We start from the raw sequence: 14,260 nt of genomic DNA on the forward strand, positions 1-14,260 counted from the left end.
TTGGCCCGTGCCGCCCTCGCGACGACCGCCGAAACGGTTGTCGTGTCGAGGACAGGCACGGATCGCGGCGCACGCGCGGGATCACGCTAAAACGATTTCAGAAACGCGCATTCATAAATCTTGACTTGCCCCGTGCCGTCCGCTCTCGCCTCGCCGCGCAGGCAGCAGACGGGCGGCTGGCCCGCGGCCTGGCAGGGCCGATCGCCCACCCCCTCGAGCGTCCCGGTCTCGTCCTCGAAGAAGTAGAAGTATTTCTTGCCGCCGCGGACGTCCTTGCCCCGGGCGTCCACGACCCGGACGACCAGATCGATCGTGCGGCCGACGTGCCGGCCGAGGTCCTTGATCCGCAGGTCGGGCCGCTTGCCCTCGTAGAGGGCCAGCGGGTCGGAATCGGGGCTGAAGCCCAGCGACTCCAGGAGCATCTTGGCCTTTTCCCGGGCGTCCAGGTCCGAGTCGGGCTCCACCCCCTCGATGCCCTGGACGTAGCGCAGGACCTGCCGCGTCCGCCGGGCCTCGAGCGAATCGAAGACGCCGGCCTTGACCAGCGAGAAGAGCTCGGCTTTGGAAAGGCCGAGCCGGGCCAGGGCATCCTCCAGTGAGCGGTAGGGGCCCGACTCGGCCCGCGCCTCGACGATCCGCTCGGCCGTCTTCCGGCCCAGCCCCTTGATCGAAAGGAAGCCGACCCGGATCGCCCCCTCCTCGACCTGGAACTCGAATCCGCTGCGGTTTATGTCCGGACCCAGGATCCGCAGGCCCAGCCGCTTGGCCTCCTCGACGTACTCGGCTAGCCCGTAGTAGCCGCCTCCGGCATTGAGGACGGCCGTCATGTAGGGAGCGGGGTGGCGGGCCTTGAGGTAGACGGCCTGGTAGGCCATGGCCGCGTAGGAGGCGCTATGGGCCTTGTTGAAGGAGTAGGAGGAAAATGTCTCGAGCCCGGCCCAGAGCTTGTCCAGATCGGCCGCCGCGTAGCCGCGGGCCCGACCCTGCCCCAGAAATCGGGTCCGCCAACCCTCCAGAGCCGGCGTCCCCTTGCGCTTCAGAGCCCGCCGCAGGCCATCGCCTTCCTCGGGCGGGAAACCGGCCACCCGCTCGGCCACCTGCATGACCTGCTCCTCGTACAGCAGGAGCCCGCCCGTCTCCGGCAGAATCCGCCCCAGAAACGGATCGGGCGTCCCACCCCGCCCCTCCCGGCTGCGCAGCAGCGTCTCCTTCATCCCGCTCTCGGTCGGACCCGGCCGGATGAGGGCCAGGGCCTGGACCAGGTCGCGGATGTCGGCCGGCTTCATCCGCCGCAGCAGGTTCATCATGGCCGGGCTCTCAACCTGGAAGCAGCCGATCGTCCGGGCCTCCTTGAGCAGGGCGAAGGCGGCAGGGTCGCCGTCGGGGATCGTCGGGAGGTCCAGCCCGACCCGGGTGGCGGAGATCGCCGCCAGCCCCCGCACCGAGAGCAGGTCGAGCTTGATCAGCTTGAGGTCCTCGACGGCGTCGCGGTCGAAGTGGGACATGGCCAAGCCCTTGGCCGAGACGGCCAGCGGCAGCGAGCGGTCGGCCGGGGCGGGCGTCAGGATGACGCCGCCGACGTGAAGCGAGACTTCGCTGTGGACGCCGGTCAGGTCGGAGGCCAGGTTCCAGACCTCCAAATAGCCCGGCGGCGGCGGACCTTGGCGCAGGTGGGACGGCTCGGCGAAATAGGGCGCCTTCCGGCTCAAGGCCCGCGACTCGTCGGGCGGCAGGCCGAAGGCGCGGGCCGTCTCGTAGAGGGCGGAGCGGGCCCCGTAGCACTTGAGGCTGCAGACGAAGGCCGCCCCCGTCCGCCCCGCCCCGTAGGTCCGCAGGACATAGTCCAGGATCCGGTCGCGGAAGCGGGAGTCGAAGTCGAGGTCGATGTCCGGCGGGTCGTCCCGGCCGGCGTTGAGGAAGCGCTCGAAGTAGAGGTCGAAGGCGGCCGGGTTGACGTGCGACAGCCCGAGCAGCCAGGCCAGAAAGGACGAGGCGCCCGAGCCCTTGAGGTTGTGCAGGATGCCGTTGCGGCGGGCGAACGAGACGACGTCATGGACGATCAGAAAGTAGGGGCCGAAGCCCGACCGCTCGATCACAGCCAGCTCGCGCAGGGCCCGCTCGCGCTCGCCCCAGCCCAAGTCCCGCCGCGTGCGGAGGCGGGCCAGGACCTCCTCGCGCAGGCCGACCGGGAAGAGGTCGGACGGCAGAGGCGGCACGACGCGCGTAAAATCGAAGGCGCAAAGCCCGGCCACGTCCCGGGAGGCCCGAAAGGCCTCGGCCGCCTCGGGGCCGAGCTTGCGCAGCGCCAAGGCCTCCTGGTCCGGCCCGAAGCGGCCGAGCGAGCGCCCCAGGCGGGCCCACTCGGGCGGATAGGGGATCTTTTGTTCGAAGGCCCGCAGCAGGACCAGCCGCTCGGGCGAGCGGACGAATTTGAGCGGGTTGGCCCAGACGAGCGGCAGACCGTTTGTCCGGGCCAGCTCGCGGGCCCGGCCGAAGCGGGCTCCGTCGACACCGATGTAGAGGCCGCCCTCCCCCGCCCCGGACTTCAGCCTCTCGACCAGGGCGCGGAAGGCCGTCCCGCCGCCCTCTTCGCCGTTCGTCCACTCGTCGGCCGACGACGACGACGATGCTTTGATCGCCCTCGCAGCCGCGGTTTCCGTCGGCAACGAGGGTGCTTTGATCGTCCTCGCAACCACCCCATCCTCCACTCTTGGAGGATGGGGTGGAAGCGAGGGGAGGAGGATCGTCACCAACCCCTCCAGGACCCCGGCCTCGCGGATCCGGCGGCGGTTGAGAATCTCCATCAGGTTGGCGTAGCCGGCGGCGGCCCGAACCAGAAAGAGGAACGGCCGCCCTTCGACCTCAACCTCGCAGCCGAAGAGCGGGGCGAATCCGGCCGCGGCGGCGGCCCGCTTCCATTTGGCCCAGCCGTAGATGTTGTCGACATCCGAGAGGGCCATGGCCCCGGTCCGGCGCTCGGCCGCCCAGGCGGCCAGTTCCTCGAGCGTCGCCCCGCCCCGGCCGCGGCTGAAGGTCGAATGAACGCGCAGAGGGACGAACATGCGCCCTACCGGGTCAAGGACGCCGTCTTGAGGATGAAGCCCCGGCCGGGATCGAAGGGATAGACTTCGTCGAGCATCTTTTCGCGGACGGTCAGAACGGAGCCGAAGCCGTATTTGCCCCGGACCTCGTCCAGTGCGGCCCCCAGCCGCTCGCCCTTGTCCGAAGCCCGCTCGAAGAGGGGCAGAGGCTTGGTTCGGACCAGCTCGGAGGCCTTGACCCCGACCAGCCGCAGGGCCAGGCGCGTCCCCTGCAGGAGCGGCAGGAAGAGCTCCTCGGCGATCCGGAAGACGTCCCCCATCTCCTGGCACGGCGTCAGCAGCAGGCGGCGGCGGACCTCGGTCCGGAAGTCGGAGGTGCGGGTCTTGACCTCGATGACGTGGGCATAGCAGCGGCCCTGCCGCAGGGCCAGGGTCAGGCGGTCGCAGAGATAGGCCAGGTGGGCCAGCAGGAGGCGCTTGTCCCAGAGGTCCTCGAGAAAGGTCGTCTCGCGCGAGACGGACTTGGGGACGGACGAGGTGACGATCGGCCGGATGTCGATGCCGCGGGCGTGGAGGTAGATGTCGTCGCCGCCCAGGCCGAAGATCGAGTGCAGGGTGCTCCGCGGCAGGCCCCACAGGTCGCCGATCGTCTGGACGGCCAGCAGGCGGAGCAGGACCTGGGTTTTGGGGCCGATGCCGGGCAGGCTGTCGATGGGCAGCCCGCGCAGGAACTCCTCTTCGCCGCCGGGCGGGATCTCGAAATATCCGGCCGGCTTGGCCTTGCGGGTCGCCAGCTTGGCCAAGGTCTTGTTGGGGCCCACCCCGACCGAGACCCTGAGCCCGGTCTCGCGCTCGACGCGGGCCTGGAGGTCCCGGGCGGCCCGGCTGAACGAGGGGTAGAGGTGGCGGCAGCGGGTCAGGTCGAGGTAGGCCTCGTCGATCGAGGTCTCCTCGACGTCCGGGGTGGCCTGGCGAAGGATGCGGAAGAAGCGCTCGGAGAAGGACTGGTAGAGCTGGTAGTTGCCCCGGACAAAGACGGCTTGGGGGCAAAGCTTGAAAGCGGTCCGCAGGGCCATGCCCGAGTGGACGCCGAAGCGGCGGGCTTCGTAGGAGCAGGTCGAGGCGACGCCCCGCTCATGCGGCAGGCCGCCGACGACGACGGGCAGGCCCTGCAGGGCGGGGTTGAGGAGGACCTCGACGGAGGCAAAGAAAGCGTCGATGTCGACGTGGACGATGAAGCGGCGGGAGGCGAAGGCGGGGACGGCCGGAAGGAGGCGGACGGGAGCCTCCGCGGCGGCCACCAGGGGCAGGTCCAGGCGCAGAGCCGGGCGGACGGCCCGCTCCGCCGCCGCCCGGGCGGCCGCCGACGTGCCGTCGAACCGGGCCGGACCGAAAGCGGGTGCGGCGGCGCGGGAAGGACGGGAGCCCAAGGCCCCGTGGTTCGCGTTCATATGCCCTCGAGACATCCGGCGGCCGGCGGACTCCGACCCGCGGAAGTCAGAAACATGTCGTTCGTCCGGGATTTATGTCGGAAAGCAGTCTTGACGGTGGAAAAGACGGCGGCCGCGCGTCCTCTGGAATCTCGCTCCGGCGATTTTCTCTCGCCGCCGCGAGGAGCGGAACGGCGCGGCCGCCCAAATGGGAAGGAAATGGGGCATGGTTAGTACTTTCGGAGGACCCCGACGACCCGGCCCACCACCCGCAGGTCGTCGACCTCGAACGGGGCGAAGGCGGGGTTCTCGGGGACGAGGAGGGTCCGGCCGTCCTCGCGCCGGAGCCGCTTGAGGGTGACCGAGCCGTCCTCGAGCTGGGCCACGATCATCTCCCCGGAATTGGCGGAGTCGGTCCGCTCCAGGAGAACATGGTCGCCGTCATCGATGTAGGCGTCGATCATGCTCTTGCCCTCGACCTTGATGCAGAAGACGTTGCCCCGCCGCCGGCCGATCATCCAGTCGGGAATGTCCATGGACTCGCCCGAGACGTCAAACGACTCGCGGGGAGCGCCGGCGGGCACCAGGCCGAGAAGCGGCACGCGGACCCGACCCTCCGCCCCGGCCGGGCGCGCGGCCAAGCGCAGCTCGCCCCGCTCGCGCCGCAGGTAGCCCTTGTGCTCCAGGCTGGCTACGTGCTTGAACACGGCCGAGGGGCTGGCGATGCGGAGCCGGGCGCCGATCTGACGGATGGTCGGCCCATAGCCGTGTTCGAGAATGAAGGCCTCGACGGACTCCAGGATGTCCCGCTGGCGGGGGGTCAGCTCGCGGCGCATTGTGTTCACCATTTTGTTCACCATCGGTATAATAGGCGCCGGGAAGGCCTTTGTCAAGGGCCGGATAGCCTCTAGACACGAAAATTATTTCTCCCCCAAAATCTCGACTTGACAGCGCCTTGACCCCCTATATATAGTAGAAACGCGTTGTTAGATAATATTTTGAATTTTGGGAAAGTCAAGGCGACTAAACCTTTCTAGGGGGGCCGGGGACGAGAGAGACGGTATTCGACGGTAAAAGCCGAGGGCCAAGCATGACGGTGAAGGCGACCGATTCGTCTGTTCAGGCCAAGCCTCATCTCGTCATCGCCCATGAGGATGCCTCCAAGCGGCAGGCGTTGCGGGCCGCTTTCGAGCCCGATTTTTCCGTCCACACCGCCTCGAGCTGCCGGGAAGCCATCGGGTTCCTGGGCCGGCTGGCCCACATCGACGCGTTGATCGTCGACCGCCATCTTCCCTCCGCCGAGACCGGTACGTTGCTGCGCTACGTCCAGGAGATGGTCCGCAACCCCGAGACGATCGCCAAGCTCCTGCTCTCGGACAACGGCGCCGGCCGGGAAGCGCCCGCTCTGCCCGTCAACGGCTGGGTCGACGAGGTCTACGAAGGCGGCTTCGACGCCGACCGCATCCGGCGCCGCCTGCGCTCGCTGATCATCCGCAAGACGCGCGAGAAGCGGGGCATCATGCGCGCGCCGCTCGGCCCGGCTGCGGTCGAGGCCGACATCGGCCTTATCGGCCGCGTGCCGGTCGAGAACATCAGCGAAAACGGGATGTTCGTCAAGGCCGTCCTGCCCCGCGATTACATCCACCCGATCACCATCCGCATGCCCGACGGGTCCACCCTGCTGGCCACGGGCCGGGTCGTCCGGATCGACGAGGCGGCCGGCGGCACGGGCATCCAATTCCTGTTGATGGAGGAGGATAGCCGGCGGATCCTGCTGCGTCTGATCGCCGATTCCCAGATCGAGAAGGATCTGCCCGACCTGCGGGCCAAGTACCCGTTCCTGCGCCGCGACAGCATCGTGGCTTTCTCCGATCCGCCCCGGATCGATGTCCTCCTCTCAGAGGCGTTCGGCCGGCCGGAGACGGAGCTGACCGTCATCGGCGCCGGCCAGCGCTCCCCCGTCATCCTCCGCCCGGCCGGGATCGAGCCGGGCCGGATGTGCCGGCTGATCGGCGAGGGGCTGGCCGGCCGCTTCAAGACGTCCGACTCGATCTTCGTCTCCTTTCAGTCCGGCTACGCCACCTATACTTTCGAAACCGTCGTCTACCGGATCGACGACGGCGGCCGCGGGCTGGAATGCCTGTACCCCCGGATCCTCTTCTATTCAGAGAAGCGGGCCGCCCGGCGGGCCGCTTCGGATGAAGCCCTGGAGCTCGAGATCACCCTGCCGCCGCCGTTTCAACGGACCATCCGGGGCCCGGTCGCCGACATCAGCACGGGCGGCGCGAGCTTCCTCACCGGCGACCGCGAAGTGGCCCTCCTCATCGGGACGCCGCTCGCCTCCATCCGGATCATCCACGGCGGGCGGGTCGTCCGCGACGTCCGCGGCGAGATCCGCAATGTCCTCAAGGTCGACGATGGCAACGGCGGCCTGCTGCGCTACGGCGTCCAGTTCGGCATCGCCCGCATGGCCGTCCAGGCCGGCGAGATGCCGAGCTTCGAAGCGGCGGCCGAGAAGCCGCGCACCCGCGACACCGAAAAGCTGCGCCGGGGCCCGCGCCGGCAGTCCGATCTGAGCGAGCTGGCCAAGCGGCCGCCCCGGGTCGTGCGCCTGGAGAACGCGGCCGGCGAGGAGATCGTCGGACTGCTCAACACCTCGCTTGAGCTCGACGGCGGCCCCGTCCCCGTCGTCATCATCCCCCCCGCCTTCGGCAAGACCAAGGAAACCCTGTTCGCCCTGGCCGAGACCATCGTCGAAAACTTCTACACCCGCGGTAAGCCGGTGGCCGTGCTCCGGTATGACGGCGTGCGGCGCAAGGGCGAGAGCTACAAAGACCCGGATGCGTCCGAGCCGCCCTTCGAGATGATCCACGCCAGCGTCAGCCAGGGCGCCGACGACATCAAGGCCGTCCTGGACTGGCTCGACCTCAACCCCATGCTCAAGGCCAGCTCCATCGTTTTGGTGACCTTCTCGCTGTCGGCCCTGGAAGCCCGGGTCGTCCTCCGCCAGGAATCCTACCGGCGCAAGATCGGCTGCTGGATCTCCTGCATGGGGACGATGGAGTTCCGGGAACTGATGAACCGGGTCAATTGCGGGCTGGACCTGCTGGAGCAGTTCCAGCTGGGGATCGACCTCGGCGTCATCCCCATCCTGGGCAATCTCATCAGCATGGGCCCCTACGCCTCCGACGTGGTGGCCAACCGGGTTGCAACCCTCGACCAAGCCCGCGAGGACATGGCCCTCATCGACCTGCCGATCACCTGGATCTACGGCGAGCACGACCACTGGGTCAAGGCCGAATTCGTCCGCGATATCATGAGCGTCCAGGTCGACGCCCCGCGCGAGGTCGTCTCGGTCCCGCTCGGCCACAACGCCAGGACCTCCGAGGAGGCCCTGCAGCTGTTCGGGACCATCACCGATCAGATCCACCGCTTCCTGACCCGCGATTCGATCCGCCCGGCACCGCCCGACAAAGCCAACATGGAAATCATCCGCCGGGCCGAAAAGGACCGCCTGCCGGCCCGCCGCATCAAGGACCGCCGGGCCTACTGGCAGCGATACCTCGTCGGCGAGGACCGCCTCATCGGCTTCGACGTCATGGCCCTGTCGGACGACTACCGCCAGCTCATGGAGGACCAGCGGCGGGCACTCGACCTCCAGCCGGGCGACCGCTTCCTCGACCTGGGCGGCGGCACCGGCAACTTCGCCGAGCACCTCCTCGACGGCGGCCATCCCCTGCCCACCCTCCTAACGATCGCCGACCTCATCCCCAAGGCGATGGCCCGAGCCGCCGGCAAGCTCCTGTCCCGCTTCCCCGCCCTGCGCGAGTCCGGCCGCTTCGGCCTGCTGGCCCTGGACGCCGAGCTTAACCGGTATATCCCGGTGCGCCGCTTCCTGGACGGCGAGATCGGCCGCTTCAAGACCTTGGCCGAGGAGCGGATCGAGAATCTGGCCCTGGCCTCGGCCGAGCGGATCGACGCGGCTTTCTCGCCGCGCCTGCACCGCCTCCTGCGGGGCGAGACGATCTCGGCCGCCGACGACCGCTGGCTGAAAAGCCGCTTCGACATCCCCGAAGTCAGGGTCATCGTCGACTTCAACCTGGCCGTCCGCCAGCTCCAGGGCCGGGCCGGGGGCGAGGCGGGCTTCCGCAAGCTCGGCTTCCCGGGCGGCCTGCAGGCCGCCGCCCACCTGCCCGTGCGCCCCGGCGTCTACAACAAGATCCTGATGAGTCTCGTCCTCTCCTACATCTTCAACCCGGTCGAGACGCTGGCCGAGGCGCGCCGGATCATCGCGCCCGAGGGGCGGCTCGTCCTCTCGACGATGCGCCCCGACGCCGACGCCTCCGGCCTCTTCACCCGCCTGGTGGCTAAGATCGAAGCGGCCCCGGACTCGGATTTCCCGGGCCATCGATCCAAGGCCTTCCTGCTGGAATCCATCCGGTCTTTCCTCAATGACGCCCAGGCCCTGGTCGAACTGGAGGAGGCCGGCACTTTCGATTTCTTCGACCCCGATCGCCTGGCCGCCCTCCTCGAAGAGGCCGGCTGGGAATCCCTGTGCACAATCCCCTCTTTCGGAAACCCGGCCCAGGGCTACATCGTCGTGGCCCGGCCGAGAGCCGTCCATGGATGACGCCAAGCGATCCTTCGAAGAGCGGCTGAACGCCGAGTACGACCTGAAGGGGCGGGTCCGGCTGGTCATCCTCCTCAGCGCCATCCTGTACCTCTCGTTCCTCATCCTCGACGCCATCTACGCCTCGAACCTCTTCGGACTGTTCCTGGCCATCCGCCTGATCGTCCTGGCCGCCCACGGCGTCCTCCTGCTGATGCTCTCCCGGATGAAGACCCACCGCGGCTGCGCCAACCTGGCCATCGCCCTGACCGTCTTCGACGTGGCCGGCATCGCCATCATGATTCAGTTTCTGGGAGGATTCACCTCCGGCTATGTCCAGGGCCTGTACCTGATCATCCAGGGCATGGTCGTCGTCGTGCCGCTGGCCTTCCGGGAGACCGTCGTCCTATATGCCTTCATCTGGGCCAGCTACGCCGTGCCCAGCCTCTTCAACATTGCCCGGGCCGCGGGCGACTGGCGCGACATCTTCTCCAACCTCTTCTTTCTGACGGCCATCGTCCTGATCGGCGTCTTCGGCTCCTACATCATGGACATGATCCGGCGCCGCGAGCTGCGCAGCCGGGTCCAGCTCGAGGAGACATCGGCCAAGCTCCAGGAATCCAACCTCAAGCTCAGGGCCCTGGACGAGCTCAAAACCCAGTTCTTCGCCAACGTCAACCACGAGCTGCGCACGCCGTTGACCCTGATCCTGGCCCCGCTCGGGCCTATGATCGAGGGCGGCCTAGGCCGGCTGACCGCCAAGCAGAAGGACAGCCTCCTCGCCATCCGTCAGAACGGCCTCAAGCTGCTCAAGCTGATCAACAACCTCCTCGACCTGACCAAGCTTGAAGCGGGCAAGATGCGGCTGAAGACCAAGTCGGTCGATTTCGTCGACTTTGTCAACAGCCTACTGGCCTCGGTCAAGCCGCTGGCCGACCGCAAATCGATTCGGCTTTACTTCCAGCATCCCTCGCATGACCTGCCGCTGGTCATCGACCCCGACCAGTTTGAGAAGGTCGTCCTCAACCTGCTTTCCAACGCCGTCAAGTTCACCTCGGAGGGCGGCCGCATCACCGTTTACCTGGACGAATCGGCCGAGGCCGTCCAGTTCATCGTCGAGGACAGCGGCATCGGCATCCCGGCCGACATGCTGGATACGATCTTCGACCGTTTCTCCCAGGTCGACGGATCGCTGTCGCGGGCCCACGAAGGCACGGGCATCGGCCTGTCGCTCGTCCGCGAGCTGGTGGCGCTGCACGGCGGGAAGGTCCGGGCCGAAAGCGAGCTCGGCAAGGGCTCCCGCTTCGTCATCGACGTCCTCAAAGGCGACGCCCACTACGGCGATGAGGTCCTCGACCGCCGGATGGCGGATATGCCGGTGACGTTCAAGAAGCGGTCCAGCGACGCCGGCCAACCCAGGGTTCAGGACATCGTCACCGACTTCCGCAAGCTCCAGCTCATGGACTTGGAGCGCGATGAGCTCCTTCCCGCCGATAGCCAGTCGACCCGGTCTCACGACAACAACATCGTCGTCATCGACGACAACCCGGAAGTCCTCAAGCTGATGAAGCTGTTGCTGGAGGACGAGTTCGACCTCCACCTGGCTTCCTCCGGCGAGGAGGGCCTGAGTCTCATCCGGGACAAGATGCCCGACATCGTCATCAGCGACGTCATGATGCCGGGCCTGGACGGCCACGCCCTGACCAAGCGGATCAAGTCCGACGAATCGCTCCGTCACATCCCGGTCATCCTGGTCACGGCCCGCTCCGGGGCGGAGATGCTGAACCAGGGCATCGAGGCGGGCGCCGATGACTATCTGCCCAAGCCCTTCGACTCGGTCGAGCTCAAGGCCCGCATCCACAACCTGCTCCGGATGCGGCGGGCCGAGGCCGACTTGGCTCTGGCCAACCGCAACCTCAAGATGCGGACCTCGGACTTGGTCGAGCGCCAGCGCTCGCTGTTTCTATCCATGGTCCGCTCGCTCGTCTCGGCCTTGGAGGCCAAAGACAAATACACCCGCGACCATTCCAGCCGGGTGACCGAGTTCTCCATGCGCATCGCCCGCTCGCTGAAGCTCGACGAGCGCGAGCTGAACGACCTGGAAATGGCGGCGATCCTGCACGACGTCGGCAAGATCGCCATCCCGGAGCGCATCCTGCACAAGAAGACGCCCTTGACAGACGAAGAATACTCCATCATCCGGCAGCACCCGGTGATCGGCGAGAACATCCTCAAGCCGGTCATCGAATTGCAGCAGATCGCCCGCATCGTCCGCTTCCACCATGAGCGCTACGACGGCCGCGGCTACCCCGACGGCCTGAAAGGCCAGGCCATCCCGATCGGGGCCCGGATCATGTCGGTGGCCGATACCTACGACGCCATCACCTCGAGCCGGCCGTACCGGGACTCCGAGTCGCACAACTACGCGCTGAAAGAGATCATCAAGTGTTCGGGCCTGCAATTCGACCCGGAGATCGTCGAGCACTTCATCGAGGTCCTTAAAGCCGGTCCGGCCGCCGGCCTTACGGACTCGGGGACGCCGCCCCTCTTCGAAAACGAGCCGAGCTGACCCGGCTCAACCCTCGTCGCCGAAGCTCGTGCCGATCGTCCGGGCCGCCGCGATCAGCGGATGATCGAGCGACACCAGCCGCGGCCCCCGGCCCGGCACGGACAGCGGGACCGAAGTCATAGCCCCTCCCCGAACGGCGACCATGCGGCCGAACTCCCCTGCCGCGACGAGCCGGACGGCTTGGTCGCCCAACCGGGTGGCCAGGACCCGATCGGCCGCGGTCGGCGTCCCGCCCCGCTGGACATGGCCCAGGACGACGGCCCGCGTCTCTGTCCGCGCGGCCTTCTCCAGCTCGTCGGCCAGGACGAATCCGATGCCCCCCAGACGGATCGGCTCGGCGCTTCCGGCCACGATCTTGCGGACGACGACCTGGCCGCCCAGCGGCCTAGCCCCTTCGGCCACGACGACCAGGCTGAAAGCCTTGCCCCGCCGCCGCCGATCCAGGATTTTGGCCGCGACGGCCTCGATCCGATAGGGAATCTCGGGCATGAGGATGATGTCGCCGCCGCCGGCAACGCCGGCATGGAGCGCGATCCAACCCGCCCGCCGGCCCATAACCTCGACGATCATGACCCGGTGGTGCGACTGGGCGGTTGAGTGCAGGCGGTCGACGGCCTCCGTGGCGATCGAAACCGCGGTATCGAACCCGAAGGTGACATCGGTGCCGCGAAGGTCGTTGTCGATGGTCTTGGGGACGCCGACGACGGGCAGGCCGTCGTTCTGCAGCCGGGCCGCCGAGGCCAAAGTGCCGTCCCCCCCGATGAGAATCAGGGCGTCCAGCCCGATCTTGCGGGCGTTTCCGAGGAGGCGGCGCGAGACATCCCGCACTACCATCTGGCCGGACTTCAGCGTCGCATAGCGATAGGGGTCGGCCGTGTTGGACGTGCCCAGGATGGTCCCGCCCAGCGTCAGGATGCCCGAGACGTCGGCCGGCCGGAGGCGGCGCCAGCGCCCTCGGATCAGGCCCTCATAGCCGTCCTTGATGCCCACGACATTCCAGCCATGCTCCATGAGCGCGGCTTTGGCCACGGCCCGGATGACGGCGTTGATGCCGGGGCAGTCGCCGCCGCCCGTCAGCAGGCCAATCGTTTTCTTGCGTTGAATCATGGGCCGACTATAGAGAACGCCGGTCGGGCTGTCAATCGGGAAACGGCCGCGGCTTCCCGCACCGCCCCTCGATCTGGTATCATCCCGGCGAACAATTTCTTCGGGAGGATCCCCCATGACCCATCGCCGCCGCCTGTTCGCTTCCCTTTTGGCCCTGGCTCTGGCCGTCCCCGCGCTCGGAGCCACCGGACTCCGCTTCGATAAGTCCGAGTACGCGGCCCGCCGGGCCCGCTTGATGGACAAGATCGCCGACGGCACGGCGGTCCTCTTCGGCGCCCAGCCGATCGCGAGCTACTATCCTTATGCCCAGGCCAACGATTTCCTCTACTTGACCGGCGTCGAGCTGCCCAATGCCGCTCTGTTCGTCGACGGCCGAACCCGGACAAGCAGCCTCTTTTTGACCACGACGGAGGCTGCGGTACGGGCCGAGGGCCTCGACCCGGCCTTCGCCGCCGACCCGCGGGCTTGCACCGGGATCGAGCGGGTGCTGCCCGCCGAAAGTCTCGGCCCGATGCTTGCCGCCTTGGCCGGGCGCGGCCCGCTCTACGTCCCCTTCTCCCCCGAGGAGCTCTACCGCGAGGCCAGCCGGGAAAAGGCTTCGACCTTCCTCGGCAACGCCACCCTGAACCCGTGGGACGGACGCCTGACCCGGGAGATGCAGTTTGTCCGGATGCTCAAAGAGCGCTTCCCCCAGGTCGAGGTCCGCGACCTCTCGCCGCTCGTCTGGGATCTGCGGACGATCAAGTCGCCGGCCGAGATCGCGGTCCTGCGGCGGGCGGCGGCGATCGGCGTCAAAGCCCATACCGAGATTCTAAAGGCCGCCCGCCCCGGGATGCGCGAGTTCGAGCTGTCGGCCGTGCTCAACTATATCTGCGAACGGGAGGGGGCGCAGGAGAGCGCCTATGGGGTCATCATCTGCTCAGGCGAGAACCACCCCTATCTCCACTATGCCAAGCACGACCGGCTTTTGCGCGAGGGCGACATCCTCGTCGTGGACGCCGGCCCCGACTTGGATGCCTACGATATCGACATCACCACTTCCTTCCCGGCCGGGGCCGCCTTCACCCCGCGCCAGAAAGAGGTCTACGAAGCCTGCCTGGCGGTGCACGAAGCCTGCCTGGCCGTCTACCGGCCCGGGCTGACGGCCGCCCAGTGCCGCCAGGAAGTGGACGAGATTCTCAAGAAAAAGGGGTTCGACCTGACCAAAGACTACTTCCGCGGCATGCGGGGCGGATTCGGCCACTATGTCGGCATGGCCACCCACGACGTGGGCGGCAGCCCCCAGGCCTTGAAGCCCGGCATGGTCTTCGCCAACGAGCCGCTGGTTGTTTTGGCCGCCGAGGAAATCGGGATCCGGGTCGAGGACACCGTCCTGATCACCGAGACGGGCTGCGAAAACCTGACCGCGGGCATCCCCCGCTCGGTCAAGGAGATCGAATCGGCTAAGAAGACCGACGGCATCCCGCAGATCCTCAAGAAAAGCGGCCGTTAACGGCGGCCCGCG

The 14,260-nt window shown here is 67.7% G+C and carries 7 protein-coding genes; 3 read left to right on the forward strand and 4 right to left on the reverse strand.

Annotated features, from left to right (window positions below):
* Positions 1 to 86: 86 nt before the first annotated feature.
* The 3 genes from NTZ26_12885 to lexA form a co-directional block, all read right to left on the reverse strand.
* Positions 87 to 3,062, reverse strand: a complete 2,976-nt coding sequence (locus NTZ26_12885; protein MCX6561396.1) for a PHP domain-containing protein — start codon at positions 3,060 to 3,062, stop codon at positions 87 to 89.
* Positions 3,063 to 3,067: 5 nt separating this feature from the next.
* Positions 3,068 to 4,492 (reverse strand): DNA polymerase IV, encoded by a 1,425-nt coding sequence (dinB, locus tag NTZ26_12890; protein MCX6561397.1) that lies wholly within the window; start codon positions 4,490 to 4,492, stop codon positions 3,068 to 3,070.
* 209 nt (positions 4,493 to 4,701) lie between these two features.
* A complete protein-coding gene (gene lexA, locus NTZ26_12895; GenBank protein ID MCX6561398.1) occupies positions 4,702 to 5,319 on the reverse strand; it encodes a transcriptional repressor LexA in 618 nt (205 codons plus the stop codon).
* Between the two features lie 242 nt (positions 5,320 to 5,561).
* On the opposite strand from lexA, the gene NTZ26_12900 reads away from it, so the two are divergent.
* Complete coding sequence (locus tag NTZ26_12900; GenBank protein ID MCX6561399.1) at positions 5,562 to 9,101, forward strand: PilZ domain-containing protein; 3,540 nt, start codon at positions 5,562 to 5,564, stop codon at positions 9,099 to 9,101.
* Positions 9,094 to 11,649, forward strand: a complete 2,556-nt coding sequence (locus NTZ26_12905) for an ATP-binding protein (protein MCX6561400.1) — start codon at positions 9,094 to 9,096, stop codon at positions 11,647 to 11,649. The genes NTZ26_12900 and NTZ26_12905 overlap by 8 nt, the downstream gene beginning before the upstream one ends.
* A 6-nt stretch (positions 11,650 to 11,655) precedes the next feature.
* Here NTZ26_12905 and NTZ26_12910 read toward each other — a convergent pair whose 3' ends face one another.
* Complete coding sequence (locus NTZ26_12910) at positions 11,656 to 12,756, reverse strand: ATP-dependent 6-phosphofructokinase (protein ID MCX6561401.1); 1,101 nt, start codon at positions 12,754 to 12,756, stop codon at positions 11,656 to 11,658.
* Between the two features lie 115 nt (positions 12,757 to 12,871).
* On the opposite strand from NTZ26_12910, the gene NTZ26_12915 reads away from it, so the two are divergent.
* Positions 12,872 to 14,248, forward strand: coding sequence for an aminopeptidase P N-terminal domain-containing protein (locus NTZ26_12915; protein ID MCX6561402.1), 1,377 nt, complete (start codon positions 12,872 to 12,874; stop codon positions 14,246 to 14,248).
* Positions 14,249 to 14,260: the final 12 nt, after the last annotated feature.

The sequence above is a fragment of the Candidatus Aminicenantes bacterium genome (assembly GCA_026393855.1).
Classification (GTDB): Bacteria; Acidobacteriota; Aminicenantia; order Aminicenantales; family UBA4085; genus UBA4085.

Excerpts from the sequence above, each read along its gene's own strand:
- dinB (MCX6561397.1), bottom strand. The coding sequence starts at position 4,492 with ATGAACGCGAACCACGGGGCCTTGGGCTCCCGTCCTTCCCGCGCCGCC.
- NTZ26_12905 (MCX6561400.1), top strand. The coding sequence starts at position 9,094 with ATGGATGACGCCAAGCGATCCTTCGAAGAGCGGCTGAACGCCGAGTAC.
- NTZ26_12885 (MCX6561396.1), bottom strand. The coding sequence starts at position 3,062 with ATGTTCGTCCCTCTGCGCGTTCATTCGACCTTCAGCCGCGGCCGGGGC.
- NTZ26_12900 (MCX6561399.1), top strand. The coding sequence starts at position 5,562 with ATGACGGTGAAGGCGACCGATTCGTCTGTTCAGGCCAAGCCTCATCTC.
- NTZ26_12915 (MCX6561402.1), top strand. The coding sequence starts at position 12,872 with ATGACCCATCGCCGCCGCCTGTTCGCTTCCCTTTTGGCCCTGGCTCTG.
- NTZ26_12910 (MCX6561401.1), bottom strand. The coding sequence starts at position 12,756 with ATGATTCAACGCAAGAAAACGATTGGCCTGCTGACGGGCGGCGGCGAC.
- lexA (MCX6561398.1), bottom strand. The coding sequence starts at position 5,319 with ATGGTGAACACAATGCGCCGCGAGCTGACCCCCCGCCAGCGGGACATC.